The 26,030-nt window shown below is 54.6% G+C and carries 27 protein-coding genes; 9 read left to right on the forward strand and 18 right to left on the reverse strand.

Translation table 11 applies throughout. The features are described 5' to 3' along the window. Window positions 1-15: 15 nt before the first annotated feature. Window positions 16-336 (forward strand): thioredoxin, encoded by a 321-nt coding sequence (gene trxA / locus E8M78_RS02865; protein ID WP_137133630.1) that lies wholly within the window; start codon window positions 16-18, stop codon window positions 334-336. A gap of 78 nt (window positions 337-414) precedes the next feature. On the opposite strand, the gene E8M78_RS02870 is transcribed toward trxA, so the two are convergent. The 13 genes from E8M78_RS02870 to E8M78_RS02930 all read right to left on the reverse strand — a co-directional run bounded on the left by E8M78_RS02870 (window position 415) and on the right by E8M78_RS02930 (window position 13,816). Further along, entirely contained in the window at window positions 415-1,758 is a 1,344-nt protein-coding gene (locus E8M78_RS02870; RefSeq protein WP_137133631.1) for a folylpolyglutamate synthase/dihydrofolate synthase family protein, read from the reverse strand. Between the two features lie 40 nt (window positions 1,759-1,798). After that, window positions 1,799-2,683 carry an acetyl-CoA carboxylase, carboxyltransferase subunit beta gene (gene accD, locus E8M78_RS02875; protein ID WP_137133632.1) on the reverse strand — a complete coding sequence of 295 codons (885 nt, stop codon included), beginning with the start codon at window positions 2,681-2,683 and terminating at the stop codon, window positions 1,799-1,801. A gap of 39 nt (window positions 2,684-2,722) precedes the next feature. After that, window positions 2,723-3,562, reverse strand: a complete 840-nt coding sequence (gene trpA, locus E8M78_RS02880) for a tryptophan synthase subunit alpha (protein ID WP_137133633.1) — start codon at window positions 3,560-3,562, stop codon at window positions 2,723-2,725. A 2-nt stretch (window positions 3,563-3,564) separates the two neighbouring features. Next, window positions 3,565-4,785 (reverse strand): tryptophan synthase subunit beta, encoded by a 1,221-nt coding sequence (gene trpB, locus E8M78_RS02885; RefSeq protein WP_137133634.1) that lies wholly within the window; start codon window positions 4,783-4,785, stop codon window positions 3,565-3,567. Next, a complete protein-coding gene (locus E8M78_RS02890) occupies window positions 4,782-5,453 on the reverse strand; it encodes a phosphoribosylanthranilate isomerase (RefSeq protein WP_137133635.1) in 672 nt (223 codons plus the stop codon). Before E8M78_RS02890 ends, trpB begins: the two co-directional genes overlap by 4 nt. 56 nt (window positions 5,454-5,509) lie before the next feature. Then, window positions 5,510-6,280, reverse strand: a complete 771-nt coding sequence (locus E8M78_RS02895) for a SprT family zinc-dependent metalloprotease (RefSeq protein ID WP_137133636.1) — start codon at window positions 6,278-6,280, stop codon at window positions 5,510-5,512. Between the two features lie 100 nt (window positions 6,281-6,380). Further along, the gene (locus tag E8M78_RS02900) at window positions 6,381-6,800 is read right to left on the reverse strand and encodes a DUF2852 domain-containing protein (protein WP_137133637.1); all 420 of its coding nucleotides are present in this window, start codon (window positions 6,798-6,800) and stop codon (window positions 6,381-6,383) included. Between the two features lie 155 nt (window positions 6,801-6,955). Beyond that, the gene (locus E8M78_RS02905; protein WP_137133638.1) at window positions 6,956-8,236 is read right to left on the reverse strand and encodes a polyhydroxyalkanoate depolymerase; all 1,281 of its coding nucleotides are present in this window, start codon (window positions 8,234-8,236) and stop codon (window positions 6,956-6,958) included. 295 nt (window positions 8,237-8,531) lie between these two features. Continuing rightward, the gene (gene gyrB, locus E8M78_RS02910; protein ID WP_137133639.1) at window positions 8,532-10,958 is read right to left on the reverse strand and encodes a DNA topoisomerase (ATP-hydrolyzing) subunit B; all 2,427 of its coding nucleotides are present in this window, start codon (window positions 10,956-10,958) and stop codon (window positions 8,532-8,534) included. A gap of 131 nt (window positions 10,959-11,089) precedes the next feature. Then, window positions 11,090-11,455, reverse strand: coding sequence for a helix-turn-helix transcriptional regulator (locus tag E8M78_RS02915; protein WP_137133640.1), 366 nt, complete (start codon window positions 11,453-11,455; stop codon window positions 11,090-11,092). After that, window positions 11,452-12,006: a Smr/MutS family protein gene (locus E8M78_RS02920; protein WP_137133641.1), complete on the reverse strand. Its 555-nt coding sequence runs from the start codon at window positions 12,004-12,006 to the stop codon at window positions 11,452-11,454. Before E8M78_RS02920 ends, E8M78_RS02915 begins: the two co-directional genes overlap by 4 nt. Then, window positions 12,003-13,121, reverse strand: coding sequence for a murein transglycosylase A (locus E8M78_RS02925; RefSeq protein ID WP_137133642.1), 1,119 nt, complete (start codon window positions 13,119-13,121; stop codon window positions 12,003-12,005). The genes E8M78_RS02920 and E8M78_RS02925 overlap by 4 nt, the downstream gene beginning before the upstream one ends. Then, window positions 13,118-13,816, reverse strand: a complete 699-nt coding sequence (locus E8M78_RS02930) for a Tim44/TimA family putative adaptor protein (RefSeq protein ID WP_137133643.1) — start codon at window positions 13,814-13,816, stop codon at window positions 13,118-13,120. The genes E8M78_RS02925 and E8M78_RS02930 overlap by 4 nt, the downstream gene beginning before the upstream one ends. Before the next feature lie 117 nt (window positions 13,817-13,933). Here E8M78_RS02930 and E8M78_RS02935 point away from each other — a divergent pair, with 117 nt between their 5' ends. Together E8M78_RS02935 and secB are read left to right on the forward strand one after the other, a co-directional pair. Continuing rightward, the gene (locus tag E8M78_RS02935; protein WP_137133644.1) at window positions 13,934-14,446 is read left to right on the forward strand and encodes an FxsA family protein; all 513 of its coding nucleotides are present in this window, start codon (window positions 13,934-13,936) and stop codon (window positions 14,444-14,446) included. An 83-nt stretch (window positions 14,447-14,529) separates the two neighbouring features. Then, the gene (gene secB / locus E8M78_RS02940) at window positions 14,530-14,991 is read left to right on the forward strand and encodes a protein-export chaperone SecB (RefSeq protein WP_062557277.1); all 462 of its coding nucleotides are present in this window, start codon (window positions 14,530-14,532) and stop codon (window positions 14,989-14,991) included. A gap of 148 nt (window positions 14,992-15,139) precedes the next feature. Here the strand turns inward: secB and dnaQ are convergent, their stop codons facing one another. From dnaQ to E8M78_RS02965, 5 genes are read right to left on the reverse strand one after another with little or no spacing between them, the layout of a single operon-like run. After that, on the reverse strand, window positions 15,140-15,838 hold the full coding sequence (gene dnaQ, locus E8M78_RS02945; protein ID WP_137133645.1) for a DNA polymerase III subunit epsilon: 699 nt from the start codon (window positions 15,836-15,838) through the stop codon (window positions 15,140-15,142). Further along, window positions 15,831-16,442 (reverse strand): dephospho-CoA kinase, encoded by a 612-nt coding sequence (gene coaE, locus E8M78_RS02950; RefSeq protein ID WP_137133646.1) that lies wholly within the window; start codon window positions 16,440-16,442, stop codon window positions 15,831-15,833. The genes dnaQ and coaE overlap by 8 nt, the downstream gene beginning before the upstream one ends. Further along, window positions 16,439-17,290, reverse strand: a complete 852-nt coding sequence (locus E8M78_RS02955) for a shikimate dehydrogenase (protein ID WP_137133647.1) — start codon at window positions 17,288-17,290, stop codon at window positions 16,439-16,441. Before E8M78_RS02955 ends, coaE begins: the two co-directional genes overlap by 4 nt. After that, window positions 17,283-17,882, reverse strand: coding sequence for a Maf-like protein (locus E8M78_RS02960; RefSeq protein WP_137133648.1), 600 nt, complete (start codon window positions 17,880-17,882; stop codon window positions 17,283-17,285). The genes E8M78_RS02955 and E8M78_RS02960 overlap by 8 nt, the downstream gene beginning before the upstream one ends. A 29-nt stretch (window positions 17,883-17,911) precedes the next feature. Then, window positions 17,912-18,733 (reverse strand): pyruvate, water dikinase regulatory protein, encoded by an 822-nt coding sequence (locus E8M78_RS02965; protein WP_137133649.1) that lies wholly within the window; start codon window positions 18,731-18,733, stop codon window positions 17,912-17,914. A gap of 401 nt (window positions 18,734-19,134) precedes the next feature. On the opposite strand from E8M78_RS02965, the gene hemE reads away from it, so the two are divergent. The 6 genes from hemE to rsmG all read left to right on the forward strand — a co-directional run bounded on the left by hemE (window position 19,135) and on the right by rsmG (window position 26,023). Beyond that, entirely contained in the window at window positions 19,135-20,172 is a 1,038-nt protein-coding gene (gene hemE / locus E8M78_RS02970; protein ID WP_137133650.1) for a uroporphyrinogen decarboxylase, read from the forward strand. Beyond that, window positions 20,165-20,710, forward strand: a complete 546-nt coding sequence (hemJ, locus tag E8M78_RS02975; protein WP_137133651.1) for a protoporphyrinogen oxidase HemJ — start codon at window positions 20,165-20,167, stop codon at window positions 20,708-20,710. The genes hemE and hemJ overlap by 8 nt, the downstream gene beginning before the upstream one ends. Before the next feature lie 160 nt (window positions 20,711-20,870). Beyond that, window positions 20,871-22,136: a transcription termination factor Rho gene (gene rho / locus E8M78_RS02980; protein WP_137133652.1), complete on the forward strand. Its 1,266-nt coding sequence runs from the start codon at window positions 20,871-20,873 to the stop codon at window positions 22,134-22,136. A 46-nt stretch (window positions 22,137-22,182) separates the two neighbouring features. Further along, entirely contained in the window at window positions 22,183-23,487 is a 1,305-nt protein-coding gene (gene mnmE, locus E8M78_RS02985) for a tRNA uridine-5-carboxymethylaminomethyl(34) synthesis GTPase MnmE (RefSeq protein WP_137133653.1), read from the forward strand. A 36-nt stretch (window positions 23,488-23,523) separates the two neighbouring features. Then, complete coding sequence (mnmG, locus tag E8M78_RS02990) at window positions 23,524-25,401, forward strand: tRNA uridine-5-carboxymethylaminomethyl(34) synthesis enzyme MnmG (RefSeq protein ID WP_137133654.1); 1,878 nt, start codon at window positions 23,524-23,526, stop codon at window positions 25,399-25,401. Window position 25,402: 1 nt separating this feature from the next. Next, entirely contained in the window at window positions 25,403-26,023 is a 621-nt protein-coding gene (gene rsmG / locus E8M78_RS02995; RefSeq protein WP_137133655.1) for a 16S rRNA (guanine(527)-N(7))-methyltransferase RsmG, read from the forward strand. Window positions 26,024-26,030: the final 7 nt, after the last annotated feature.

Below are 26,030 nucleotides of genomic sequence, written 5' to 3' on the forward strand. Positions count from 1 at the left end.
TCAAAGGAGAGCCCCATGGCTACCGTGAAAGTTGATGCCGCCAATTTCCAGGCTGAAGTGCTTGAATCGTCCGAACCAGTCGTGGTCGATTTCTGGGCAGAATGGTGCGGCCCGTGCAAGATGATCGCCCCAAGCCTTGAGGAAATCTCCACCGAACTGGCCGGCAAGGTCAAGATTGCCAAATTGAACATTGACGAAAACCCGGATCTGGCCGCCAAGTTCGGCGTTCGTTCAATTCCAACGCTTGCCATGTTCAAGGGCGGTGAAGTGGCCGATATCAAGGTTGGCGCCGCCCCGAAGACTGCGCTCTCCAGCTGGATTTCCGGCGCCGCTTGAAACCGTAAAACTCCAGAATAGATGAAAAACCCGGCCTTGCGCCGGGTTTTTTATGCCGCTCTCATCTGTTCTTGAGCCTCACCGGGGCGGTGTGCCGTTATCTGCCAGCACATTTCCGGCCAGGTAGAGAGAACCGCCAATGAGAATCCTCGGCGGGGCTGCGTCATCAAGTTGTCGCTCGGCAATTTCTTTCAGAGCATCCGCAACGCTGGACATGGGTTCGGCAACCAAGCCTGCATCATAGGCCGATGCTGCCAGCGCCACGGGATCCAATCCTGCATCGCTACCACGGATCGGAACCGTAAAGACCTGCTCGGCGATGTCTGTGAAGGCTCGAAAATAGTTGAGAGGGTCCTTCGTGTTCAGCATCCCGATGATCAGATAAAGCGGCCGGGGACGAAGTTCCTCAAAGGAGGCCATGGCTTCCGCAATCACCTCACCTGCGCCCGGATTATGACCACCGTCGACCCATATTTCGGCCTCTGTCGGCGCAAGGGCAACGAGTTCGCCGTCTGTCAGCTTCTGAAGGCGTCCGGGCCACTCGACCGAGGTCATCGCTTTTTCCATCATGGCTTCGGATACATCAAAGCCAGCGGCCTTAACCGCACGGATGGCTGCAGCCGCATTGGACAACTGGTGTCGACCAGGAAGTCTCGGCAGTGGCAGATCCGCAAGACCGAACTCATCCTGATAAACGAGCCTGTTGAACTCCTCGTGGGCGGAATAGTCCTGGCCATAGACTGATGTCGGACAGCCCATGCGCTCGGCCGTCGCCACCAGAACCGCTTCGGCCGCATCAAATTCCTGTCGTCCGATAACGACCGGACAGCCTTTTTTGATGATACCGGCTTTTTCCGCAGCAATCAGCTCAACCCTGTCGCCGAGATAGGCCTGATGATCAAAAGAGATCGGCATGATGACAGACACTGCAGGATGGTCGATGACGTTGGTACAATCGAGCCTGCCGCCCATCCCCACCTCCAGGATGACCGCATCGGCGGGTAGTTCGGAAAACAGCAGAAAACCTGCAGCCGTCAAGATCTCGAAAACCGTGATCGGCTCACCGGCATTGGCTACGGCGACCCGACGCAACGCATCCGCCAATAGTGCATCGTCCACCAGTTGCCCCGGCCCCTGACGCGAGCCGATGCGATAGCGCTCATGCCAGTTGACGAGATGCGGTGATGTATGGACATGCACCGCATGCCCGGCAGCTTCCAGAAGCGCACGGCAAAAGGCGCTGACAGAGCCCTTACCGTTCGTGCCGGCGACATGAATGACGGGAGGCAAGCGCTGCTGCGGATTGCCTAGCACATGGAGCAGACGCCGCATCCGTCCAAGGGTCATATCGTAACCCTTGGGATGCAGCGTCATCAGCTCGTTGATGACCTGTTCCGCCTCGCTAAGGGTAATGTCGTTCATGCAAGTCCCCGAGGCTTATGCTTCTGTCGTCCGTCCGCGCTCAGGCGGACAGAGCTACAGACTGATCGTTGTTGGCTGGCTGCTTCAGCATGATCTTGAGAAGGCTTGCAAGTGTCGGCGCAAGATCATGACGCTTGACAACCATATCCACCATGCCGTGTTCGAGCAGGTATTCAGAGGTCTGGAAGCCTTCCGGCAGCTTTTCGCGCAGGGTTTGTTCGATCACACGCTTACCGGCGAAGCCAATTTCAGCACCTGGCTCGGCAATATGCACGTCGCCCAGCATTGCGTAAGAGGCTGTAACGCCACCGGTCGTCGGGTTTGTCAAGACCACGATATAGGGGAGACCCGCTTCCTTCACCATGTTGACGGCGACCGTTGTGCGTGGGAGCTGCATCAGCGATAGAATGCCTTCCTGCATACGGGCGCCACCAGAGGCTGGGAAAATAACCAGCGGGCATTTTTCCGCCAATGCCCGTTCGGCTGCCTTCACGATTGCTTCGCCCGCCGCCATGCCCAGCGAACCACCGATGAAGTTGAATTCATGCACCACCGCCACGAGCTTGACGCCGCGCACTTTTCCAAGACCAGCAAGGATCGTGTCATCCTGCTCGGTCTTGACACGGCTGTCCTTGAGGCGGTCGCTGTACTTCTTGGAGTCACGAAACTTCAGCGGATCTTGAGCGACCTTCGGCTGCGGCAGGTTTTCATAAACGCCACCATCGAAAAGATCGGTCAGCCGTGCCTTGGCCGGCATTTTCATGTGGAAGCCAGATGCGGGGATGACCCACTTGTTTTCTTCCAGATCCTTATGGAACACCATTTCACCCGTTTCCGGGCACTTGATCCATAGATTTTCCGGCACTTCCCGGCGGCCCAGCATCGAGTTGATCTTTGGGCGCACATAGTTGGTGATCCAGTTCACTGGCAGAACTCCTGATTGACCATCGTCAATGTGGTTATCTTACTCGGCTGCGACAAGACGTGCGGACCGCACGCCACTCGCAAGCCCGCGAACAAGCGTCGCGACGGCTGAAATCGTATGCTCGGTGGCCGCGCCATCCGCAGTCAGGCTACCTGCAACCTGCGCAACAATGGCGGAGCCGACGACGACTCCATCCGCGGCGGCACCGATTGCCTTGGCATGATCGGCTGTCTTGACGCCAAAGCCAACGCAGACCGGTAAATCCGTATGAGATTTGATGCGGTGGACGGCACCCGCGATCTTGGAGAGATCCGGGAGCGCCGAGCCGGTGATACCGTTCATCGAAACGTAATAGACAAAGCCGGATGTGTTTTCGAGCACCTTGGGGAGGCGGCGATCATCGGTCGTCGGCGTTGCGAGACGAATGAAGTTGATGTCTCGCGCAAGCGCCGGGATGCAAAGTTCGTCGTCCATTTCCGGTGGCAGGTCGACAACGATCAGGCCGTCGATGCCGGCCGCGACCGCTTCATCCAGGAAGGTTTCGACGCCCATGTTGTAGATGGGATTGTAATAACCCATCAGGACAATCGGCGTGTTCTGATCTGTCATGCGGAACTCACGCGCCATGTCCAGCGTACGCGCCAGTGTCTGGCCCTTTGCCAAGGCACGGTGGCCGGCCATCTGGATTGCGGGGCCATCGGCCATCGGATCCGAGAAAGGCATGCCAAGCTCGATCACATCCGCGCCGGCTTCCGGAAGAGCCTTCATGATACCCAGCGAGGTGTCAAAATCGGGATCGCCTCCCATGAAATATGTGATGAGCGCCGGGCGTCCTTCAGCCTTCAGATCGGCGAAACGCTTGTCCATACGTGCAGTCATGATCAGAGACCCATTCCAAGAATTTTGCCGACAGTGAAGATGTCCTTGTCGCCACGGCCACAGAGGTTCATCAGAATGATCTGGTCCTTGTCCATCTTCGGCGCACGCTTGATGACTTCCGCCAGGGCATGGCTCGGTTCCAGCGCCGGGATAATGCCCTCAGTGCGGGTGAGGAGCTGGAATGCTGCCAGCGCTTCGTCATCCTTGATCGGTACATATTCGACCCGGCCTGTATCCTTCAGCCAGGAATGCTCCGGTCCGATACCCGGATAATCGAGACCAGCAGAGATGGAATGGCCTTCCTTGATCTGGCCGTCATTATCCTGCAGCAGATAAGTACGGTTGCCGTGAAGAACGCCGGGACGGCCTGCGGTGAGTGAAGCACAGTGCTCCTCGCCTTCAAGACCCTTACCGCCTGCTTCAACGCCGACGATGCTGACCGCATCATCATCCAGGAAGGGATGGAACAGACCGATCGCGTTTGAGCCCCCGCCGACTGCTGCAACCAGCATATCGGGCAGGCGCCCTTCGGCTGCCAGCATCTGTTCGCGTGCTTCCTTGCCGATGACCGACTGGAATTCTCGAACCATTTCCGGATAGGGGTGCGGACCTGCCGCCGTACCGATGATGTAATAGGTGTCATCAACATTGGTGACCCAATCACGCAACGCTTCGTTCATGGCATCTTTCAGCGTGCCATGACCAGAGGTCACAGGCTTCACTTCAGCGCCCAAAAGCTTCATACGGAAAACGTTCGGGGCCTGCCGCTCGACGTCCGTTGCACCCATGTAGACGACGCAAGGCAGACCGAAACGGGCGGCAACCGTTGCAGAGGCCACGCCATGCTGACCGGCACCCGTCTCTGCAATGATGCGCTTCTTGCCCATACGCTTTGCAAGCAGGATCTGGCCGATACAGTTGTTGATCTTGTGGCTGCCGGTGTGGTTCAGCTCATCGCGCTTGAAGTAAATCTTCGCGCCACCAAGTTCGGCTGTCAGACGCTCTGCGAAATAAAGCGGGCTTGGACGACCTATGTAATGCGTGCCCAGATGCGCCAGTTCCTTCTGGAATTCCACATCAGTCTTTGCCTTGTTCCACTCGTCCTGCAAATCAAGGATGAGAGGCATCAGGGTTTCAGCGACGAAACGGCCGCCATAGATGCCAAAACGACCGTCCTCATCGGGACCGGCGCGAAACGAATTCGGCTTGAGCGGCTGGTTCACTGTGCAACTCCCTCTGATGCATTTAGCCGCCATTTTTCGATTGCATCAAAAAAGGCGTTCATCTTGTCCAGATCCTTCACACCAGGCGCGCTTTCCACGCCGGAGGAAATATCGATGCCGGGAGCGTGGGTCTTGGACAGCGCCACTCCCACATTCTCCTTGTTAAGGCCACCGGAAAGCATGTAATCCACGCCTTCGTCAAGCGCAGCCATGATATCCCAGTCAAACGAGACACCATTACCGCCCGGAAGCTCTGAACCGGTTGGCGGCTTCGCGTCGAACAGAAAACGATCGGCGAGCCCTTCGTAGGTTTCGATCTTGCGCAGATCATCGACCGTGCGCACGGAAAAAGCCTTCATCACCGGCAGCCCAAACACGGCCTTGATGTTCAGGACGCGTTCAGCGGTTTCGCTACCATGAAGCTGGAGGATGTCCGGCTTTAGGAAGGCAATGATTTCTTCCAGTTCCTCATTATCCGCATCGACGGTTACGGCAACGATCTTCGCCTTGCCGCGCACAAGATCGGCAAGCGTTCCGGCAAAAAGCGGATCGATATGGCGCGGGCTTTTTTCAAAGAAAATGAAGCCGATATGCGTAGCGCCCCGGGCGACGGCCAGATTAACCGCGTCAGGCGTCTTGAGACCACAAATTTTAATGTCTGGTTTCATGATGGCGAAGTGACACGAATCGAGGTTCAAGTCGAGAAAAATAGGATGGGCAAGCGTTATCCCTTCTCACCGAAGTCAAGCGCGTGCAGCTGCGACCCATTAGTTTTCAACCAGCGACGTGCCTCCTCAGTGCGAGGACAAAGTGACTTGCAGAGCGCCCAGAAGGCCGGACCGTGGTTCATCTCGCGCAAATGCGCCACTTCGTGGGCTGCGAGGTAATCTATGACGAAATCCGGCGCCATGACTATACGCCATGAAAAGGATAGATTGCCGTCCCAGGTGCAGGAGCCCCAGCGACTACGGGTGTCTTTCATGGTGATGGAGCGTATCGATCTGCCGATGCTCGCAGCATGATAGGCGGCCAGGCGTTCCAGATCATAACGCGCCTCTTTTTTCAAAAAGGCGGATAGTCTCCGAGCCACATGATCTTCCAGGCCGCTAACCCGAATGACCGACTCTCCACCTTCCATGCCAACTTCCGTCAGACCGCGTAGTGTTCCTGTGTGGACAATCCGATGCAGATTTCCACGCAAGGGAAGCCGCATGCCCGGGCGAATTGTCTGATCACCGCTGAACTTGGCCAGCTTGGTTCGTAACCAGCCATCGTGCCGGACGAGAAAGTCTTCAACTTCCCTGCTTTTCAGGCCACGCGGGATCGTCAGCTTCAAACCGCGCCCGCCCGCATCGATACGCAATGTCATCCGGCTGGCGGTCGCGTGTTCCTTGATGACGAGCGGCATAATGCGTTCGCCGACCTGGAGCGAACGTTCCTCAACGCGAAGCGGCTTCGGTTTTTTTCGGACGGGTTTTCGGAGAAGTGAAAACATGGACTTGTTCTAGCTGATTCGCGCGAGCATTTGACAGCAAAACACCGGCACCTTGTGGTGCCGGTGACAGTGTTCAAAATGCTATGCAAAACGCCTTTCCTTATGCGGTCGGATAATGCGTTTCCGGACCTCTGTTGGAACGTTCACGCATAAAGCGGTCGAACTCTTCCTGATCCTTTGCACGACGCAGTTCCCGCAAATAGCTGTCGAACTCATCACGCATTTCATCAAGCTTGCGACGTTGCTCTTCAATCCGGTCCATTTCTGCCTTGCGCCAGTCGTCGAACGCAACATTGCCCGTTGAGTAGGACGGGCCATAGCGACGGCCAGATCTGCGGAAAGACCAGAACATCCCATTAGCACGTTCATTTGCGGTCCGCTTGAAATCGCGCAAACGTTCGCCGAACAGGATGTATGCGAGCATTGCTAGACCCAACGGCCAGAAAATGACGAAGCCGAGAACCATCAGTGCGATGGTTGCCGGAGTCCAATCCGGACGGATCAATGCTGACTGATTCATGGGTTGCACTACCTCTTTTCTCAAAAAGCCCGCGGTATGCGGGCCTTTCGAGATTCGATGTGGTTAGTGCGCCGACCCGCTTCAAGAACATGCTATTCACAATCGGTGAAGCCATTGGTCGCATTTTCTGAATTCGTCGTGAGCAAAAGATCCGGTCAGCCGCTCTTTCCGCCCTTGATAACCCGTGGAGGAGCGTTCTTGCGTAGTGCCTTTGAATGTTCGCGCGTGAAGGAAAGAATGCGTGGAGCGATTTCACGACGGAAGCGAGAACCGTTGAACACGCCGTAGTGGCCGACATCAGGTTGCACATAATGCATCCGCATCTCTGCGGGAATATTGGAGCAAATCGTTTGTGCAGCATGGGTCTGACCCACGCCGGAGATATCATCATTCTCGCCCTCGATCGTCAGAAGAGCGACGTTTTTGATCGCCTTCGTATCGACGGGGTTTGTCCGATGCATCATGTCGCCCTTTGGCAAAGCGTGCTTGATGAAAACGGTGTCCACCGTTTGCAGGTAGAACTCCGCTGTCAAATCCATGACTGCCAGATATTCGTCGTAGAAGTCGCGATGCTTTTCCGCTGACTCACCGTCGTTCTTCACCAGATGTTCGTAGAATTCCTTGTGGGCGATCAGGTGACGGTCGAGGTTCATCGACATGAAGCCGGACAATTGCAGGAAACCTGGATAGACAGGCCGCATGAAACCGGCGAGCGGCCACGGCACCGTCATGATGACGTTGTCCTTGAACCACTTGAGCGGCCGATCCTGCGCCAGCTGGTTGACCGCCGTAGGATTAATGCGCGTGTCGATCGGTCCGCCCATCAACGTCATGGAGGAAGGCACGAATGGATCATTGGCGGCGTCCATGACTGCAACAGCAGCAAGAACCGGAACGGACGGCTGACAAACCGCGACCACATGCGTATCCGGACCAAGGTGATGGAGCATCTCGATCACATAATCGATGTAATCATCGAGATCGAAACTACCTTCCGTGATCGGAACGTTGCGGGCATCCTGCCAATCTGTGATGTAGACATCCGCGCCTTGCATCAGAGCTTCGACCGTGCCGCGCAGCAGTGTCGCATAATGGCCGGACATCGGCGCAACAATGAGAATTCTAGGGTCGGGCACGCGGGACGCCGGAAGTGCGCGCTCGAAATGGAGAAGGTTGCAGAATGGCTTTGACCAGACCACCTTTTCTGTGACCTTGACGGTATGCCCATCCACAGTAGTGGTCGGCAGACCAAACTCCGGCTTTCCATAGCGACGTGTGGCGCGCTCGAACACTTCCAACGACGCTGAGACACTTCTGCCCAGCGGAGTTTGCGAAAGTGGATTAAGAGGATTGCTGTAGAAGAAGCGCATGGCTTCTGTCGAGGCGCGCAGGGGCGCCATCGCGGCGTGGTTCAACTCATAAAGTTGGTAGAACATGCGATCGCCACCTTTCTTCTTTTCCTTCGTCTGAAGCAGAAAATTCCGTCAGACATGAGTAGCACGTGAAAAGTAAACTAACAGGAAGTGCCTGCAGCGCAACATATTGACGCGATGGCCCTTGGTGGTGCGCTGACTTTCGCCTGTTGCAATGCATCAAATCGGCAGAAGAGCGATTGCTCCCTGCAGAAAAAATGCAGCGTTTTCCGTGAGTAAAGTGAGACTTTTTTGTAATGGGCGACCGTGTTTCACGTGAATCAATCCACAGAAAAGATTCACGTGAAACAAAAATTGATCAGATATCCAGGTTCGCGACGTTCAACGCGTTGTCCTGAATGAACTCGCGCCGAGGCTCTACCTCATCTCCCATCAGGCGCGCGAACAGGCCATCCGCATCCGTCGCGTCATTCACCTTGACTTGCAGAAGGGAACGCACATTGGGATCCAACGTCGTTTCCCAGAGCTGCTCGGCATTCATTTCGCCAAGGCCCTTGTATCGCTGCATGGAAAGGCCTTTGCGACCGGCGGCGAAGATACTGTCCAGAAGGGCGCGGGGGCCGGAGATTTCTAACGTCTTATCCTTCAATGTCAGGATCGGCGGCGTTGCATAGATTTCCTTCAACCGGGCGGTCATCTGATCGATGTGGCGAGCATCAGCCGAACCAATGAGCGCGACATCAATGACAGCGACTTCCTTGACGCCGCGCACCATGCGTTCGAAACGAAGACCGCCCTCGCCTGTGACATGGCCAGACCAACCCCGTTCGGTTTCTTCCGCAATGACATCCAGACGGCGCGCAACTTCATCGGCTGTTTCCTGAGCCTTGGCAGGATTATCGGTGAGTTCCGGATTCAAGGCGCCAGCAATTGCTGCCTGTTCGACGATGGACCGACTGTAGCGAGAATGGAGACCATCCAAGAGTGAGCGCAGACGAAGCGCATCCTGAATCAGATCTCTCAGATCAGCCCCAGCGCGTACCTCGCCAGAACCGAGTGCAAGGGTCGTGTCCTCAAGGCCCTGCCCGATCAGATACTCTTCAAGAGCCTTTTCATCCTTCAGGTATTGAACGGATTTCCCACGCGTGACCTTATAGAGCGGTGGCTGGGCAATGTAGAGATGACCACGCTCGATCAGTTCCGGCATCTGGCGGAAGAAGAAAGTCAAAAGCAGGGTACGAATATGCGCACCATCAACGTCAGCATCCGTCATGATGATGATCTTGTGATAACGCAACTTGTCGGCGTTGAATTCATCCTTGCCAATGGATGTGCCAAGCGCAGTGATCAGCGTGCCGATCTCCTGACTTGAAAGCATTTTATCGAAACGTGCGCGCTCAACATTCAGGATTTTGCCGCGCAAGGGGAGAATGGCCTGGTTTTCACGCGATCGTCCCTGCTTGGCGGATCCACCAGCCGAGTCACCCTCGACAAGAAAGAGTTCCGATTTAGCCGGATCACGTTCGGAGCAATCTGCCAGTTTGCCGGGCAGTGATGCGATATCCAGCGCACCCTTGCGGCGGGTCAATTCGCGCGCCTTGCGGGCGGCTTCGCGGGCAACAGCTGCCTCGACGACCTTACCAACCAGAATCTTCGCTTCTGATGGATGCTCTTCAAACCAGATACTTAGAGCCTCGTTCACCAGATTCTCGACGACCGGACGAACCTCGGACGAGACAAGCTTGTCCTTGGTCTGGGAAGAGAACTTTGGATCAGGCACCTTCACAGACAGAACGGCTGTCAGCCCTTCGCGGCAATCCTCCCCTTGAAGCGAAACTTTCTCCTTTTTCAGGATACCAGAAGAATCCGCGTAAGACGTGACCTGGCGGGTCAGGGCGCCTCGGAAGCCCGCCATATGCGTTCCGCCATCACGCTGCGGAATGTTGTTGGTGAAGCACAGCACGTTTTCATGATAGCTGTCGTTCCACCACAGCGCGACCTCGACGGTGATGCCGTCCTTTTCTCCACGGATCGCAACCGGCTTGTCGACCAAAGGCTTCTTGGCACGATCCAGATAGCGAACGAAAGCTTCCAGACCACCGTCGTAAAGCATTTCTTCCTGGCGGATGTCGGACTTGCGCTTGTCGGTCAGAAGAATACGAACCCCGGAATTCAGGAATGCCAATTCCCGCAGGCGGTGCTCCAGCGTTCCATAATCGAACTCCGTCTTGGTAAAGGTTTCCGCACTTGGCAGGAACGTGACCTCAGTACCAGAACGGCCTTCATAGTCGCCCGTGATGATCAGAGGGGAATCCGCCACCCCATGGGTAAAGCTCATCTCATGGATTTTGCCGCTACGACGGATCTTCAGGCTGAGCTTTACCGACAGCGCGTTGACAACCGATACACCGACGCCATGCAGACCACCGGAGACCTTGTAGGAATTCTGGTCGAATTTTCCGCCCGCATGAAGCTGGGTCATAATGACTTCGGCCGCAGACACGCCCTCCCCGGTGTGGATATCCGTTGGAATGCCACGACCATTGTCCGTGACGGTGACTGACCCGTCGGCGTTCAGTGTCACTGTCACCAGATCAGCGTGCCCAGCGAGCGCCTCATCAATCGCATTATCCACGACTTCGTAGACCATATGATGCAGACCGGAGCCATCGTCCGTGTCGCCGATGTACATCCCCGGACGTTTCCGAACAGCATCAAGCCCTTTGAGGACCTTGATGGAATCGGCTCCGTATTCTGCACTCGCGCTGACGGGTGTATCGCTCATCAATCAACTTTCTTGTTCTTTGGCTGTGCACGGTGGGCGGCGAATCACCGTTGTCCTGAAGCGGACTATAGAAATTTCCTGCCAGGTTTCCAAAGCGGCAAGCCTCGAAAACCGGGGATGACCAGCCCGGATTAGCCCTTATTTGCGGCATTTTCCAGCAGCTTTGTCATTTCTTCTATCATGGCTGGTTCGAGAGAGCCAATCCGGCGCGCTAGAAGATTCGCAAAAGCAGTATAGACGGGCGGGAGACCCGCTGTGTCGATCACCACACGCGGGTCAGATTGTTCCGCAAGGCGAAAAAGTGCCTCCGCTTCATCCCATATGATGTGAAAATATCCCGCCACCCGCTGGAGAAAATCGAAGCTGGGACGGCCGCGCCTCCCATGCTCCAAGGCAGAAAGATAAGCAGAGGAAACACCGAGCGCAGCCGCCATCTGCTGCTGGGTCACACCCTTGCGCCTGCGAAGTTCGCGCAATGCCTGGCCGAACGGCGTCACGTCTGTCCTCTCCGGCTAAGGCGGACATACAGGGCACCTTCACCGCCGTGCTGGCGCGCGGCCGTCTCATAAGACGAAATAAGAAAGCGGAACTCAGTTTTGGCGAACCACAGCGGCACGGCACGCTTTAGCGCACCCTCGCTGCCGAGCGAGCTGCCTTTACCGGTGATGACAAGCACATGGCGAAGTCCGCGCTCATGTGCTCGCAACAGAAAATCCAGAAGTATGCCGTGCGCCTCACTCTGGATCAGACCATGGAGGTCTATGCGCGCTTCAAGTGCCAGTCGACCTCTGGCTATCTTGCGCTTGACGGGGCGCTCCAGCGGATGATGCAGCCCTTTCGGCTTCTGGGCACCATCCTGACTTTCAACAAGTTCCGATTGTCTTTTAGCCGGATTCGAAGTGGAAGCCTGTTTAGGCTCTTGCATCTCTACATCGAGGGCGTCTTCGAACTCAAGCAACTGTTCCAGACGTCCGGGCATAGGCCGCGTCGTACGAGCGACCTTACCCCACAGAATTCGCTCGTCCCCGTCCAGCTTGCGACCGCTCATGGCATGAACCTGACCGCTGCCTTCTTCGGCACAAGGATAAAGAACAGTGCATTGTTGCGCACTGTTCCCGCTTTCTCCCCTGCTTCAAAACCGGAACCTGTGAAGATGTCACCGCGGGTGGGGCCGACGATCGCCGATCCCGTATCGAGGGCCAACATGAGCCGCGCGAAGGGTACTCCACCGTCAAGATGAGTGAGGGTTTCCGAGCGAATGAAAAATGGAAAACCAAATGTATGGATCAACCGATCAACCGCCAGCGAGCGTCCTGCAATCAAAGGAACTTTTGCAGCCGCAATTGGGCCAAGATCCAGGTCACCGACCTCTGTTTCGCGAAAGAAGATATACGACCTGTTGTGCCAGAGAACTTCGTCTCGCTTAGTCGGATTATCGTTCAACCATGCGCGGATCGTCTGCATGGAGACTGTTGCAACGTTGATCTCGCCGCGATCGATCAGCAAACGTCCGACGGGTGAAAAAGGATGTCCAGCCTTTGCCGCATAAGTGATCCGCTTCACACAGCCATCTGGATAACGAAGCCTCGCCGCACCCTGCACATGCGTAAAGAAAACATCGACCTTCGATTTTGCCCAGGCGATCTCGAGACCCTTACCCTCCAGATAGCCCTGATCGATGGCTTTTCGATCAGGATAGGGCTCAATCCCATCAGCCGTCACTCGTCCAAAGGCGTAATTAGGGTCCATTCCTGCCGGACGATTGGCTTCATCGATATCCACGAGATCAGTCGGTCGTCTGTAAAACGGATATTGATAGCCGGATTCCTGCCGGCTGTTCACTTCGACTTCCGGTTCGTAAAACGCCGTTACGAAACCGGTCTGGATACCATCGGGACAGATTGCAAAAGGGACGCAGGTTTCCTCAAAAAACAAGCGCGCCGCGGCAGCGCTTTGCGGCTGGCCCAGAGTTTCCGCCTTTTCCAGCAAGGGGATCAAATCCTGCGGTGAAAATCCGAGCGCACCTGTCTTGTAAGGCTTGCCCTGCCGCAAGTAGTTCAAGCAATGGCGCATACCCTCGAAGACCGGACGCGGATCATCCGTGTCCCAGCCTTCGACATTGGCAAAGTCGATCGCGCGAAGTTGCGGCAGATTATGTGTCATTGTTCGGATTCAGTCGCGACCAGTTTCCAGTTCGGATCACGCGAGCGAAGGTCGCGCGCGAAGGTCCAGATATCGATAACCTCGCCGACATTTTCCGCATCACCATCTACAATCTTGTTGTCGCGATCGTAGGTCGCTGAGATAAGCTGGCTGACGATTTTCAGCGTAATCAGCTCTTCCTGATCCTTGACGGTGGCCTGCAGAAAGTCTGTCTTGTCTATTCCGACAAAGGTAGATTTGATGACCTCCCCACGAGCTTCGCGCTCGGTGATGGCTGCATTGAAGCCATCATAGACTTCCTTCGAAAGAAGCCCCTTCAGGGTCTTCCTGTCTCCATCGGCAAAAGCCATGACGATCATCTCATAGGCCATTCTGGCACCATTGAGAAAATCCTTCGGACGGAAGGAAGGATCTGCCTTGATAAGATGACGCAGACCCTCATTCAATTCGGTACCGGGTTTCGCAATCGCATCTACTTCCACCCAGCGCTGCTCTTCGTCAACCGTCTCCCGTCGAGGCAGAGTGACGACCTTTTCTTCCTCACTGCCGGTAGGTTTTATCGATTGACGCGCGCTGAAGGGATCGGCAGGGGGTTTTTCGTGGCCAGTCCTGCGTCCGAGGACGCTTCTCAGCTGCAGAAAGATCAGCACAGCGGCGACCAGAAAGAACAAAGTTATAAAGTCGTTCGCGCCCATTTTCACCCGCAGTTGGTTGGAATATCTCTTTATACACCTCATATAGTCTGAACTGTCCGGCATTCAAATAGTGCTGAGGACTTCAAACCTCTTTGAAACGCGAGTCGACACAGTGCCATGCGCAACACTCTTTTTCCGTTGGTCCTCCTTGCTTTGCCGTTGGCAGAGATCGCAGGCTTCGTCATTGTTGGAAAATGGGTGGGAGTGTTCGGAACGCTGGGCCTGATCATCCTGTCCGGGCTGGTGGGTACGCTGCTCCTGCGCGTCCAGGGTCTCGGAGTTTTGCGGCAAGTTCAGGCCGACAGTCGACTCGGGAGGGTGCCCGCAGAAACAATTGGCCACGGGGCCATGATGGTTGTTGGCGCTATCCTCCTGATAATTCCGGGATTTATTACGGATATCATGGGACTGATCTTGTTTATCCCCTTCATTCGTAGCTGGATCTGGAAGCGCATGGCGCAGAGGATCGTCGTCAGGTCTTCGTTTACACAAACGTCTGGAGCGAACCCCTCACCGACAATGCGCGAACAGGTTATCGACCTCAAAGACAACGAGTATGAACGTAAACCGAATCCATCATCGCCCTGGTCTTCGGGATCGGGTCCAGACGGTCCGAAACTCGGCTCCTAGGCTTGTCCCTAGCCCTGCGAACGGGTTGTAAGGGTCACACCGAAGTGATAGACGGCGCTAAAGATAAAGCCGAGGAACAGCCAATGGCCAATGAAGACGATCAGAACCCATCTCTCACAATTCTTGCGCAGTACACGAAGGACCTTTCCTTCGAAAATCCAGGCGCTCCGCGTTCGCTGCAGGCACGCGACAAGGCTCCCGGCATTAATATCAATGTGAACGTCAATGCAAATCCGTTGTCCGATACGGAATTTGATGTCGTGCTGTCTCTCAGCGCTGAAGCCAAGGATGGCGATAAGGTCGTCTTTGCAACGGAACTGGTTTACGGCGGTGTTTTCCGCATTACAGGTTTTCCGCAAGAGCATATGCTTCCGGTGCTTTTCATCGAATGCCCCCGGCTGCTCTTCCCGTTCGCGCGTCAGATCATCTCCGATGTCACGCGCAATGGCGGCTTCCCACCACTGATGATCGACCCGATTGATTTCGGCCAGATGTTTGCGCAGCGTCTTGCCCAGGAAGAGTCGCGTTCCTCGCTGAACAGCTGACATTCCCGTTCACGAATTTCAAAAGCCCGGCACCGACCGGGCTTTTTTATGCTGATGCCACACCCCTTGGCTGGACAGTGGACAAAGCTTCAACAATGATCCCGATATTCCGAGTGCTACGCTCGGGGCCTGTCGCGAAGAGCGGCTATCAGGACGAATAGCGAGCCCAGAGGGCCTTCGCTCCAATACTGCCGATCATGGTCTGATGTGCCTCGATTTCGACCTCTGTGAGTCGTGACGCGAGCGGTCTCGGGCGCGCGGAGATTGTGACCTCGATGTCCTCAGCCTCATTGATCGTTCGCGCAGCTTCAGATCCATCAAGCACCAGGGCGGCTTGCCTTCCGCCGATCATTTCAATGTACACTTCGGCAAGAAGCTCGGAGTCAAGAAGTGCCCCGTGCTTCGTACGGTGGGAGTTGTCTATCCCGTAACGTCGGCAGAGAGCATCCAGAGAATTTGGCCCCATGGGGTGCTTTCGGCGGGCCAGTGCCAAGGTATCGATGACGTGTTCCGGAGAAACGGGCGGGATTCCAAGCCTGTCAAACTCAGCATTGATGAAACCCATATCGAATGTTGCGTTATGAGCGATCCATTTCGCACCGTCGAAGAAGGTTCTCAGATCATCAACAATCTCGGCAAAAACCGGCTTATCCTTTAGGAATTCGTCTGTGATACCATGAACTGCCAAAGCATCCGGATGGACCTTACGGTCGCCCGGGTTGATATAGACGTGAAAGGTCCGACCAGTCGGAAAATGGTTGAGGAGCTCGATGCCTCCGATTTCGATCACGCGATCAGCTCTTGTCTCAAGACCTGTGGTTTCCGTATCAAATATTATCTCACGCATGATTTTCCGTTTCCTCGCCCGCCCCAGAGCGAATTGACTTCAAGACGTGTATGACCTGACGACGCGCCTCCTCAATGCCTTGCCCTGTATCGATAACAAAGTCTGCACGTTTGCGCTTTTCACAATCCGGCATCTGACGAGAAAGAATCAGGTCGAATTTCTCTGTCGTCATGCCCGGCCTAGCCAACACACGCTGCCTCTGTAGCTCCGCCTCACAACTCACAACAACGATGACGTCAACCCGGTCCTCCGCGCCTGTTTCGAACAGTAACGGGATATCCAGAAGCACGATATCCCGGCCAACGGACTCCTGCTGCTCCAGGAAGACGCGTTCGCGCTCCCGGACAAGTGGATGAATGATGGCCTCCAATTCCTCGAAGCGTTGGGGATGGAGTGCCAGTTGGCGGGATAATTCGGTTCTGTTCACCACGCCGTTTTGAGCAGTACCGGGAAAACTGTCTTCGATAGCCGCCACAGCACTCCCGGCATAGAGTTCGTGGACGACCTGATCGGCATCATTTACGGGCACGCCCTGTTCGGCAAACAGCTTTGCAGTCGTGGATTTTCCCATGCCAATCGAGCCAGTAAGGCCGATGCGGATCATTGGTGCTTGTCCATATCAGAGATGACGAGCTGACGCAGTTGCTCATCAACCGATGGTCGCTTGCCAAACCATGTCTCGAAACCAGGAACTGCCTGATTGAGCAACATGCCCAATCCATCCACTGTTGTCTTTCCCTGCCGTTCCGCCTCTTTAAGCATCGGGGTCTTCAGCGGTACGTAGACAATATCGGTGACGATCGCATTGTCCTGCATGGCCGCAAAATCAATTGCAATCGACTCCTGACCGTCCATGCCAAGAGAGGTGGTATTGATGAAGAGGCCTGCCCCGCTCAAGACTTCACGCAAGGCACCCATCTCATGCGCATGGACGCGGGAACCAAACCGGTCGGCCAGTTCCCTCGCCCTTTCCACGGTGCGGTTGACGACATGGATTTCGCCAATCTTTCGATCACGCACGGCCTGGATCACCGCACGACTGGCGCCACCTGCTCCAAGGATGACGGCCTTGTCAGCCCTCGACCAGCCTGGTGCACGCTGATCGAGATTGGCAACAAAGCCATATCCGTCCGTATTCGTCGCGTGGACCAAACCATCGGTGACCCATAGGGTATTGGCCGCCCCAAGTTCCTCGGCAAGTTCATCCGGTCGGTCAGCAAGTCTGCATGCGACTTCCTTATGAGGAATGGTGACGTTTCCACCACGAAACTTTTTCGAGGTCCGAAGGTCAGCGAAGAAAGTCTCAAACTGTTCCGGAGCCACGTCAATCGCTCGATATTCGCCGGCTATTCCAAAACCACGTAGCCAGTGCGTATGGATCATCGGCGAGCGTGAATGATGGATGGGATGACCGACCACGAAAGCGGTTAACGTTTCACGTGAATCAGACATCTATAACTCCTAAATTTCGGAGGGCTTCCAAAAGCGGAAGCATGGGGAGGCCAAGGATGGTGAAGTAGTCGCCATTAATGTTTGAGAAGAGATGGATTCCTTCTCCTTCAAGCTGATACGCACCGACGCTTCCCATGACCCGGTCTCCAACACGATCAAGATAGTGCTCGATAAACTGATCTGACAGTTCGCGGACATGGAGGGAGGCAGAGAATACCCCTTCCCATTCAACATGACCGCTACGGACAATGGAGATACCGCTATTCAAATGATGAACGTGGCCGGAGAGAGCAATCAAAGTTGCTTTCGCGTCTTGGCGGTCCTTTGGCTTGTGAAAGACGCGCTCGCCCAGAGACATGGTCTGATCTGAACCGATGACGAAAGCATCCGGATATCGTTGACTGACATCCATGGCTTTTGCCCGTGAGAGATGCTGCGCTACCTCCCTGGGACCTGCTGCACATTGCTGCAGGTCAGCTTCGATTTTTCGCTCGTCTATATTGGCAGCAGACCAATCGAATGTCAGTCCGGCATTTTCCATCAAGCTGCGGCGAAAAGGACTGGACGAAGCCAGAATGAGTTTCGGTTGCAAGGTGGCACCTCGGTTGCTTCCGCTTTCGGTTAGCGCAGCTTCGGACGTAGAGCAACAATAGCCGCAGCCGTTTCTTCAATAGAACGACGAGAGACATCGATAACGGGCCATTGGTGGCGCGCGCAAACGGCTCGTGCGTATTTAAGCTCCTCGATGATGTTTGCGCGGTCTGTATAGGGACTTGGATCAAAACCCTTGGTATGGCCAAGTTCCCTGTTCTCCCTGACCTGTGAAATACGATCGGTCGTCGCAACCAAACCGACGATAAGGGGTTTGGTGGCTTTCAACAGACTTTCCGGTAAAGGTGTACCTGGGACGAGCGGCACGTTCGCGACCTTGATTCCACGATTGGCGAGATAAATGCTGGTTGGCGTCTTGGAGGTGCGGCTGATCCCGACGATAACCACGTCAGCCTCATCATACTCATCGGGCATCTGGCCATCGTCATGATCCATGGCGAAATCCAGAGCTTCAATGCGTCGAAAATAATCCGCATTCAGGACGTGCTGCGCGCCAACGCGACGACGCGAACGTGATCCCAGGTAGGCTTGAAACACCGCAAGCACCGGTTCGAGCAAATTGACTGAAGGAACTCCCAGTTCCTTGCAGCGTTGATCAACATAGTCTGCAAGTAACTGATCAACGATAGTGTAGAGCACGATACCCGGCTTCTCATCGATATGCTCCAGAACTGGCAGTAACTGCTGTTTGTTCCGGATAAGCGGGTAGACATGCTCGATCGGATTGGCGCCACGAAACTGTGCAGATGCTGCCCTGCCCGCAGAGATCAGCGTCTCCCCTGTTGAGTCAGATATCAGATGGAGATGGAAGAAGTTTCTGCGGTTCTCCACGCTAATCTCGCTTCGCTGTTCATAACCTGGGATAGACAGACGATTATTTAGGTCGGGCCAACCGGCACCGGGATAACAGCCAACTTATCCACATTTGGATCCGGCAACCGATAGCTTATCCAGCCGCTGTGGGAAATGTGGACAATATGGCGCAGAATATGGCTTTTCCAAAGTTATCCACAAAGCTAGATTTCTGATTGATGCTATATGTTACTGATTTTTAATCGTAAAATCCGTTATCCACATTGTTGTGGTCTTTTGCTCCTTTCCAACATGATTGTCCTTTGCTGAAGCGAGGAAACGGGACGATCTGTGCAACAGACTTTATCCCTGATAGTCACCGACTCTAAGAATCAGAAAATCTAAAGATTCTAGATTTCTTTGTTTTAAGGGAGACGGTCGTGAGCGCTGTGAGACGCAAGCTTCTCGAAGTTCTGGAAGGAGCGACAGTCTCGCCTCCACCGATCTGGCTAATGAGACAGGCGGGGCGTTATCTGCCGGAATATCGGGAGACCCGGAAGCAAGCGGGAAGCTTCCTGCAGCTTTGCTATTCTCCCGAACTGGCTACAGAAGTGACACTTCAACCCATTCGTCGCTATGGGTTCGACGCTGCGATCCTGTTTTCCGATATTCTCGTGATACCGGATGCGCTGAAGCGCAACGTGCGTTTCGTTGAGGGTGAAGGCCCTCGAATGGATCCTATCGACGAAGCAGGCATTGGCGCATTGGATGGCACACACGTTCTGTCGCATCTCACACCCGTAATGCAGGCTGTTTCCAGCATTCGGCGTGAACTTCCGACTGAAACCACGCTTTTGGGATTCTGTGGTGCACCATGGACCGTCGCTACCTACATGATCGCCGGCCGCGGGACACCAGATCAGGCACCGGCACGGCTGTTCGGCTATCGTCACCGTGAACGGTTCCAGTATCTTCTGGAATTTCTGGCCGATATCTCTGCCGACTATCTGGTTGCCCAGATTGATGCGGGCGCCGATGCGGTGCAAATTTTTGATTCTTGGGCGGGTGTTCTGGGAGAAGAAGAGTTCCAGGAGTTTGCGGTCAAGCCGGTCGCTCGCATGATTTCGTCTGTAAAACACCGTCGTCCAGGAGCGAAGATCATTGCCTTTGCCAAAGGCGCTGGGATGAACCTGAAACACTATCGGCAACAGACAGGTGCTGACATGATCGGACTAGACTGGTCTGTGCCTCTGAGTTTTGCGGCGGAGCTGCAGAAGGATGGGCCTGTTCAGGGCAATCTGGATCCCATGCGCGTTGTAGCGGGCGGTCGGGCGCTGGAGGAGGGTGTCGATGCCATCCTCCAGGTATTGGGTAGCGGACCGCTCGTCTTCAATCTTGGCCATGGTATCACGCCTGAGGCTAACCCGGAACATGTGACACAACTCGTTGCGCAAGTTCGCGGATCGCACTATGGGTGACGAGCTGCAAACGCATCCAGCAGCTGGACGTCGGGCCCGTTTCAAGGCTGCCATCGCGCTCGTGGTGTTTCTGGCGCTTCTCGCTTTGCCCTACATCCTGGTGCCGGATCAGTTCTATCTTTGGGCAAAGGCCTTTCACGTCATCGCGGTGATTTCGTGGATGGCCGGTCTCTTCTATATGCCTAGGCTCTTCATTTATCACACCGATGCGCCGGAAGGCTCTGTCCAGTCTGAAACGTTCAAGGTGATGGAGCAACGGTTGCTCAAGGTCATCATGAATCCGGCCATGATGATTTCTTGGCTCTTCGGGCTGTATCTTGCCTGGGAAGGCTTTCGGTTTCAGGGAGGCTGGCTGCATGCCAAAATTCTGGCTGTCGTTCTGCTGACTCTGGCTCATGTCCATCAGTCGCATTGGGTAAGACGATTTGCGAGGGATGCGCCTAGAAAGCCTGCGCGCTACTGGCGAATGATGAACGAAATCCCGACCGTATTGATGATTTTGATCGTAGTCCTCGTGATCGTGAAGCCCTTCGCTTAAGATTTGAGCGCGTACCCCTTGCAGGTCGTCGGTGAAGCGGCTATTCCTACGTCACTCATCCCCATGGCTTGTCTGTACAGTCTGACTTCCGCGGCGCTCGCGGTGACGCACCTCAGCATCACGCCAAATTCCCATTCAAATTCAAAGCGGTCCCTTCTTCATGGCTGAAATGAAGCTTCAAGAACTCAAGAGCAAATCACCGACTGATTTGCTGACCTTTGCCGAATCACTGGAGGTCGAGAACGCGAGCACTATGCGAAAGCAAGAGCTTATGTTCGCAATATTGAAAGTTCTTGCAAGCCAGGACGTCGAAATCATCGGTGAAGGCGTTGTGGAAGTTCTGCAGGATGGCTTCGGCTTCTTGCGATCGGCCAATGCGAACTATCTGCCTGGTCCGGACGATATCTACATCTCCCCTTCACAGATTCGCCGTTTTTCGCTGAAAACCGGCGATACTGTGGAAGGACCGATCCGTGGACCCAAGGAAGGCGAACGATATTTCGCACTCCTGAAGGTTAACACGATCAACTTCGACGACCCGGAAAAGATTCGTCATAAGGTTCACTTCGACAACCTTACGCCGCTTTATCCGAATGAACGCTTCAAGATGGAGCAGGACATTCCGACATCGAAGGATCTTTCGTCTCGTGTGATCGATTTGGTCGCGCCTTTGGGCAAAGGGCAACGTGGTCTGATCGTGGCACCTCCACGGACGGGTAAAACGGTTCTGCTACAAAATATTGCTCATTCCATTACTGCGAATCATCCGGAATGCTATCTCATCGTTCTCCTCATTGACGAACGTCCGGAAGAAGTGACGGACATGCAGCGTTCCGTTCGTGGCGAAGTAATTTCTTCTACTTTCGATGAACCCGCAGTACGCCACGTTCAGGTTGCTGAAATGGTCATCGAAAAGGCAAAGCGCCTTGTCGAGCACGGTCGAGATGTTGTCATTCTGCTCGACTCCATCACTCGCCTTGGTCGCGCTTATAATACAGTTGTGCCATCATCCGGTAAGGTCCTGACCGGTGGTGTTGATGCCAACGCCCTCCAACGCCCGAAACGTTTCTTCGGTGCGGCCCGTAACATCGAAGAAGGCGGCTCGCTGACGATTATCGCGACCGCTCTCATCGATACTGGCAGCCGAATGGACGAAGTGATCTTTGAAGAGTTCAAGGGTACGGGCAACTCAGAAATTGTTCTGGACCGCAAGGTCGCTGACAAGCGCATCTTCCCGGCGATGGATATTCTCAAGTCAGGTACCCGTAAGGAAGACCTCCTTGTTCCGCGCCAGGATCTCCAGAAGATTTTCGTGCTGCGGCGTATTCTTGCGCCGATGGGTACTACCGATGCCATCGAGTTCCTCATCGACAAACTTAAGCAGACCAAGAACAACGGTGACTTCTTCGATTCGATGAACACCTGATTCCAGCAGAATTCAGCAATTAGCCGGATTCAGCCTGTGAGGCTGTATGGTCGTTCCTACAATATTCGCCCTGTCATCCGGCTCTACCCCGTCCGGAGTTGCGGTTATACGCATCTCTGGACCTTCAGCCTTTGATATCGTTGGCCGGATGGTTGGTCGGTTGAACAAAATCAGAGGAATGAGCCTCAGAACGATTCGAGATCGAAACAATTCCAAAATCGATCAGGGTCTTATACTGACTTTCCCGGGACCGGCTTCGTTCACTGGCGAAGATTGCGTTGAACTTCAGGTTCACGGAGGCCGCGCCATTGTAGCAGCAGTGAGCCGGGAACTCTTGGAACTAGGCTGTGTCGCAGCTGAAGCAGGAGAATTCACCCGGCGTGCCTTCAGCAATGGTAAGATGGATCTGGTCGAGGTCGAGGGTCTCGGTGATCTCATCGCCGCAGACACAGAGATGCAGCGACGGCTCGCTATTGAACAGGCAAGTGGTGGTTTGTCCTTGCTGTACCAAGGTTGGGCAAACCGCTTGACCCACGCCCGCGCTATGATCGAGGCAGAACTCGATTTTGCCGACGAAGAGGATGTGCCCGGTAGTGTTTCTGATCGGATATGGCCGGATATCACTCTTCTCCATCGTGAGATCCTGAGACAGGTTACCGCGACCCAAAGCGGTCGGTTGGTTCGAGACGGATTCAATGTTGTTATCGCCGGCCCCCCCAATGCCGGGAAGTCCAGTCTCATCAACGCTCTTGCCGGGCGAGATGTTGCTATTGTGACCTCGGTCGCTGGCACGACACGAGACCTTATTGAGGTCGAGCTTGATATGGATGGATTCCTTGTGAGGCTGGTTGATACCGCGGGGATCCGGGAGACTGATGATGTGGTTGAGCGCGAGGGCGTAAGGCGTGCAAGGCGCGCTGTAGAGTTCGCAGATCTTGTTCTCGATCTCAATGAGATCGATTCGCATACGGAACAAGCAACTTTCACGACGGATGCAAGGCGGTTGCGTGTTGGAACCAAAGCCGATTTACATTCTGCAGAAGATACGCGGTATGATGTTTGCATTAGCGTCAGCTTGCCACACACAATCGACAAACTTCGTTCATTGATTCTGCAAGAGCTAAGGCAAAACTGGGAAGCCATATCTTCGCTAGGTGTGGGACGATTGCGTCATATCTCGCATCTCCAACAGGCTTCCAATTTCATTGAAGACGCGTTAAAGCAGAGCGATATCGTGCTAAAGGCTGAGAGCTTGCGCCTGGCCTCCGATGAACTCGGCCGGATCACTGGTCGGGTGGATGTTGAAGATCTGCTTGGGGTTATCTTCTCCGAGTTTTGTATCGGCAAGTGACTCACGTGAAACACTGCTAGACGCAGAGTGGACACTATGACCAAATTTGACGTGATTGTAATCGGCGGCGGACACGCCGGCTGTGAGGCTGCATCTGCTGCTGCCCGACTTGGTGCCAAGACAGCGCTCGTAACACATAAGAGAGAGACTATTGGCGTGATGTCTTGTAACCCCGCCATTGGCGGGTTGGGAAAAGGGCATCTCGTCAGAGAGGTCGATGCGCTTGATGGTCTCATGGGGCGGGTCGCTGACAGCGCCGGTATTCAGTTTAGACTGCTGAACCGCAAAAAGGGGCCGGCTGTACGCGGTCCCCGTACACAAGCCGATAGGCGTCTGTATCGCGAGGCAATGCAGAATGCGATTTCTGAGACGCCCAACCTGGTTGTCATCGAGGGTGATGCGTTCGATCTCATCGTGAATGATCGAGTTATATCCGGTCTGGTTCTCGCTGACGGAAGGCAACTCTCATGTCGGGCGGTCGTCGTTACAACTGGCACATTCTTGCGCGGACTGATCCATATCGGAAACGAAACAAGACCTGCTGGACGTGTAGGAGAGGATCCCTCCCTTGGTCTTTCAAGGACTTTTGAGCATCTCGGCCTCAAGCTCGGTCGGCTCAAAACTGGAACTCCCGCTCGCTTGGATGGTCGAACGATTGATTGGCAGTCGATCGGAAAGCAAGCCGCCGATGATCAGCCGGTGCCTTTCTCCTTTATGACCGACCACATCGGCAATCGGCAGATCGAATGTGGTGTGACCCGGACTACGGACCGGACGCACAAGATCATTTCAGACAACATTCATCAGTCTGCCATGTATTCGGGTCAGATTAGTGGCGTAGGCCCACGCTACTGTCCGTCAATCGAGGACAAGATCGTCAGATTCGGTGAGCGGGACGGTCATCAGATTTTCCTTGAGCCGGAAGGACTTGATGATGATACGGTCTATCCGAACGGTATATCGACATCCTTGCCTGCCGATGTCCAAGATAAATTCATTCGAACGATACCCGGTTTAGAGCAGGTTAAAATACTCCAACCAGGCTATGCCATCGAGTACGACCATATCGATCCTCGAGAGCTAGGTGCTGATCTTCAGGTTAGGACCGTGAACGGATTGTTCCTGGCTGGTCAAATCAACGGCACGACAGGTTACGAAGAAGCTGCAGCACAGGGCTTGGTTGCTGGGCTGAACGCCGCCCGACGGGCTGATGGGCGAGACTCCTTCATCTTCAGTCGCACCGACTCATATATCGGCGTGATGGTTGATGACCTGACAAGCAAAGGCGTCACGGAACCCTATCGGATGTTCACATCCCGAGCAGAGTATCGCTTGACGCTTCGAGCTGACAACGCGGATGCACGTCTGACGCCGATCGGAAACGCGTTAGGGTTGGTTGGTCACGACCGTCAAAGGCGGTTTGCGTTGTTTCAGAATGAACTCAATCACTTCAGAGCTGTCTTACAGAACAGTCAGATAACACCGAAACAGGCCGCTGCATTCGACGTTCACCTGAATCAGGACGGACAACGACGAAGCGGTTATGATCTGCTTGCCTATCCAGACATCACCTTCGATACCGTTGCCCGCATTTGGTCAGAGCTTGGTGCATGCTCCCCTAAGGTAAAAGAAGCCTTGGAAATTGAAGCCGGCTATGCGGTCTATCTTGATCGTCAGCGTCAAAGTGTGGAGGCGGTTCGCGCGGACGAAGAGCGAGTCATTCCAGATGATTTTGATTACGGTGCAATTTCAGGTTTGTCGAATGAGCTGCGAATCAAGCTCTCCAAGGTGAAACCGAGGAACATTGCACAGGCATCTAAGGTCGACGGTATGACGCCGGCAGCACTTGCATTACTGCTGACGTTGGTCCGCCGATTTAACCATCCAGCAAACGGGCTGGAAGCGAGTGCATAAGATGAAGTTGAACGGTATTGCTGTTTCACGTGAAACAGAAGAGCGATTGAACACCTACGCTGAGCTGTTCAACAAATGGGCGAAAGCCATAAATTTGGTGGCGCCCTCGACAAAAGGCGATTTGTGGAGCCGCCATTTCGCAGACAGCGCTCAAATCTATCAGATCAATCCGGAACCCTGCCAATGGCTTGACCTCGGATCTGGCGGCGGTTTTCCAGGGGTCATAACAGCCATTCTCTTGGCAGAAACAGGCGCCGGGTGGGTCGATCTTGTGGAGAGCAACCACAAAAAGGCTTCGTTCTTGCGAACTGTGCTCAGTGAAACTGGTGCTCGTGGCTCCGTTCATACCGTGAGAATCGAAGACGCACCAGCCGTGATTTCGAAAGAGATCAATGCGATTTCGGCCAGGGCCTTAGCTGAACTTCCGCTTCTGCTAGATTACTGCAGTCCATGGATGTTGAATAAACCGGGCGTGACCGCTTATCTTCACAAAGGGCGGGATTATCAAACTGAGGTTTTGAAAGCCAATAGAAGTTGGACCTTCGATCTGTTAAAACATGCGAGCCATGTGGAAGAAGATTCAGTCGTGCTACAGATCTCAGGTCTCAAGCGCACATCGTAACAGGTCG

This window comes from Rhizobium sp. FKY42 (assembly GCF_005222835.1).
In the GTDB taxonomy this organism is placed as follows: domain Bacteria; phylum Pseudomonadota; class Alphaproteobacteria; order Rhizobiales; family Rhizobiaceae; genus Neorhizobium.

What these genes read in the sequence shown, in the direction of transcription:
- gyrB (WP_137133639.1), bottom strand. Translation starts at nt 10,958, where the DNA reads ATGAGCGATACACCCGTCAGCGCGAGTGCAGAATACGGAGCCGATTCC.
- E8M78_RS02920 (WP_137133641.1), bottom strand. Translation starts at nt 12,006, where the DNA reads ATGAGCGGTCGCAAGCTGGACGGGGACGAGCGAATTCTGTGGGGTAAG.
- E8M78_RS02930 (WP_137133643.1), bottom strand. Translation starts at nt 13,816, where the DNA reads ATGGGCGCGAACGACTTTATAACTTTGTTCTTTCTGGTCGCCGCTGTG.
- trxA (WP_137133630.1), top strand. Translation starts at nt 16, where the DNA reads ATGGCTACCGTGAAAGTTGATGCCGCCAATTTCCAGGCTGAAGTGCTT.
- E8M78_RS02890 (WP_137133635.1), bottom strand. Translation starts at nt 5,453, where the DNA reads ATGAAACCAGACATTAAAATTTGTGGTCTCAAGACGCCTGACGCGGTT.
- E8M78_RS02870 (WP_137133631.1), bottom strand. Translation starts at nt 1,758, where the DNA reads ATGAACGACATTACCCTTAGCGAGGCGGAACAGGTCATCAACGAGCTG.
- E8M78_RS02925 (WP_137133642.1), bottom strand. Translation starts at nt 13,121, where the DNA reads ATGACACATAATCTGCCGCAACTTCGCGCGATCGACTTTGCCAATGTC.
- rsmG (WP_137133655.1), top strand. Translation starts at nt 25,403, where the DNA reads ATGAAGTTGAACGGTATTGCTGTTTCACGTGAAACAGAAGAGCGATTG.
- dnaQ (WP_137133645.1), bottom strand. Translation starts at nt 15,838, where the DNA reads ATGCGTGAGATAATATTTGATACGGAAACCACAGGTCTTGAGACAAGA.
- secB (WP_062557277.1), top strand. Translation starts at nt 14,530, where the DNA reads ATGGCCAATGAAGACGATCAGAACCCATCTCTCACAATTCTTGCGCAG.
- rho (WP_137133652.1), top strand. Translation starts at nt 20,871, where the DNA reads ATGGCTGAAATGAAGCTTCAAGAACTCAAGAGCAAATCACCGACTGAT.
- E8M78_RS02895 (WP_137133636.1), bottom strand. Translation starts at nt 6,280, where the DNA reads ATGTTTTCACTTCTCCGAAAACCCGTCCGAAAAAAACCGAAGCCGCTT.
- E8M78_RS02900 (WP_137133637.1), bottom strand. Translation starts at nt 6,800, where the DNA reads ATGAATCAGTCAGCATTGATCCGTCCGGATTGGACTCCGGCAACCATC.
- trpA (WP_137133633.1), bottom strand. Translation starts at nt 3,562, where the DNA reads ATGACTGCACGTATGGACAAGCGTTTCGCCGATCTGAAGGCTGAAGGA.
- coaE (WP_137133646.1), bottom strand. Translation starts at nt 16,442, where the DNA reads ATGATCCGCATCGGCCTTACTGGCTCGATTGGCATGGGAAAATCCACG.
- mnmE (WP_137133653.1), top strand. Translation starts at nt 22,183, where the DNA reads ATGGTCGTTCCTACAATATTCGCCCTGTCATCCGGCTCTACCCCGTCC.
- hemJ (WP_137133651.1), top strand. Translation starts at nt 20,165, where the DNA reads ATGGGTGACGAGCTGCAAACGCATCCAGCAGCTGGACGTCGGGCCCGT.
- mnmG (WP_137133654.1), top strand. Translation starts at nt 23,524, where the DNA reads ATGACCAAATTTGACGTGATTGTAATCGGCGGCGGACACGCCGGCTGT.
- E8M78_RS02905 (WP_137133638.1), bottom strand. Translation starts at nt 8,236, where the DNA reads ATGTTCTACCAACTTTATGAGTTGAACCACGCCGCGATGGCGCCCCTG.
- E8M78_RS02935 (WP_137133644.1), top strand. Translation starts at nt 13,934, where the DNA reads ATGCGCAACACTCTTTTTCCGTTGGTCCTCCTTGCTTTGCCGTTGGCA.
- E8M78_RS02955 (WP_137133647.1), bottom strand. Translation starts at nt 17,290, where the DNA reads ATGTCTGATTCACGTGAAACGTTAACCGCTTTCGTGGTCGGTCATCCC.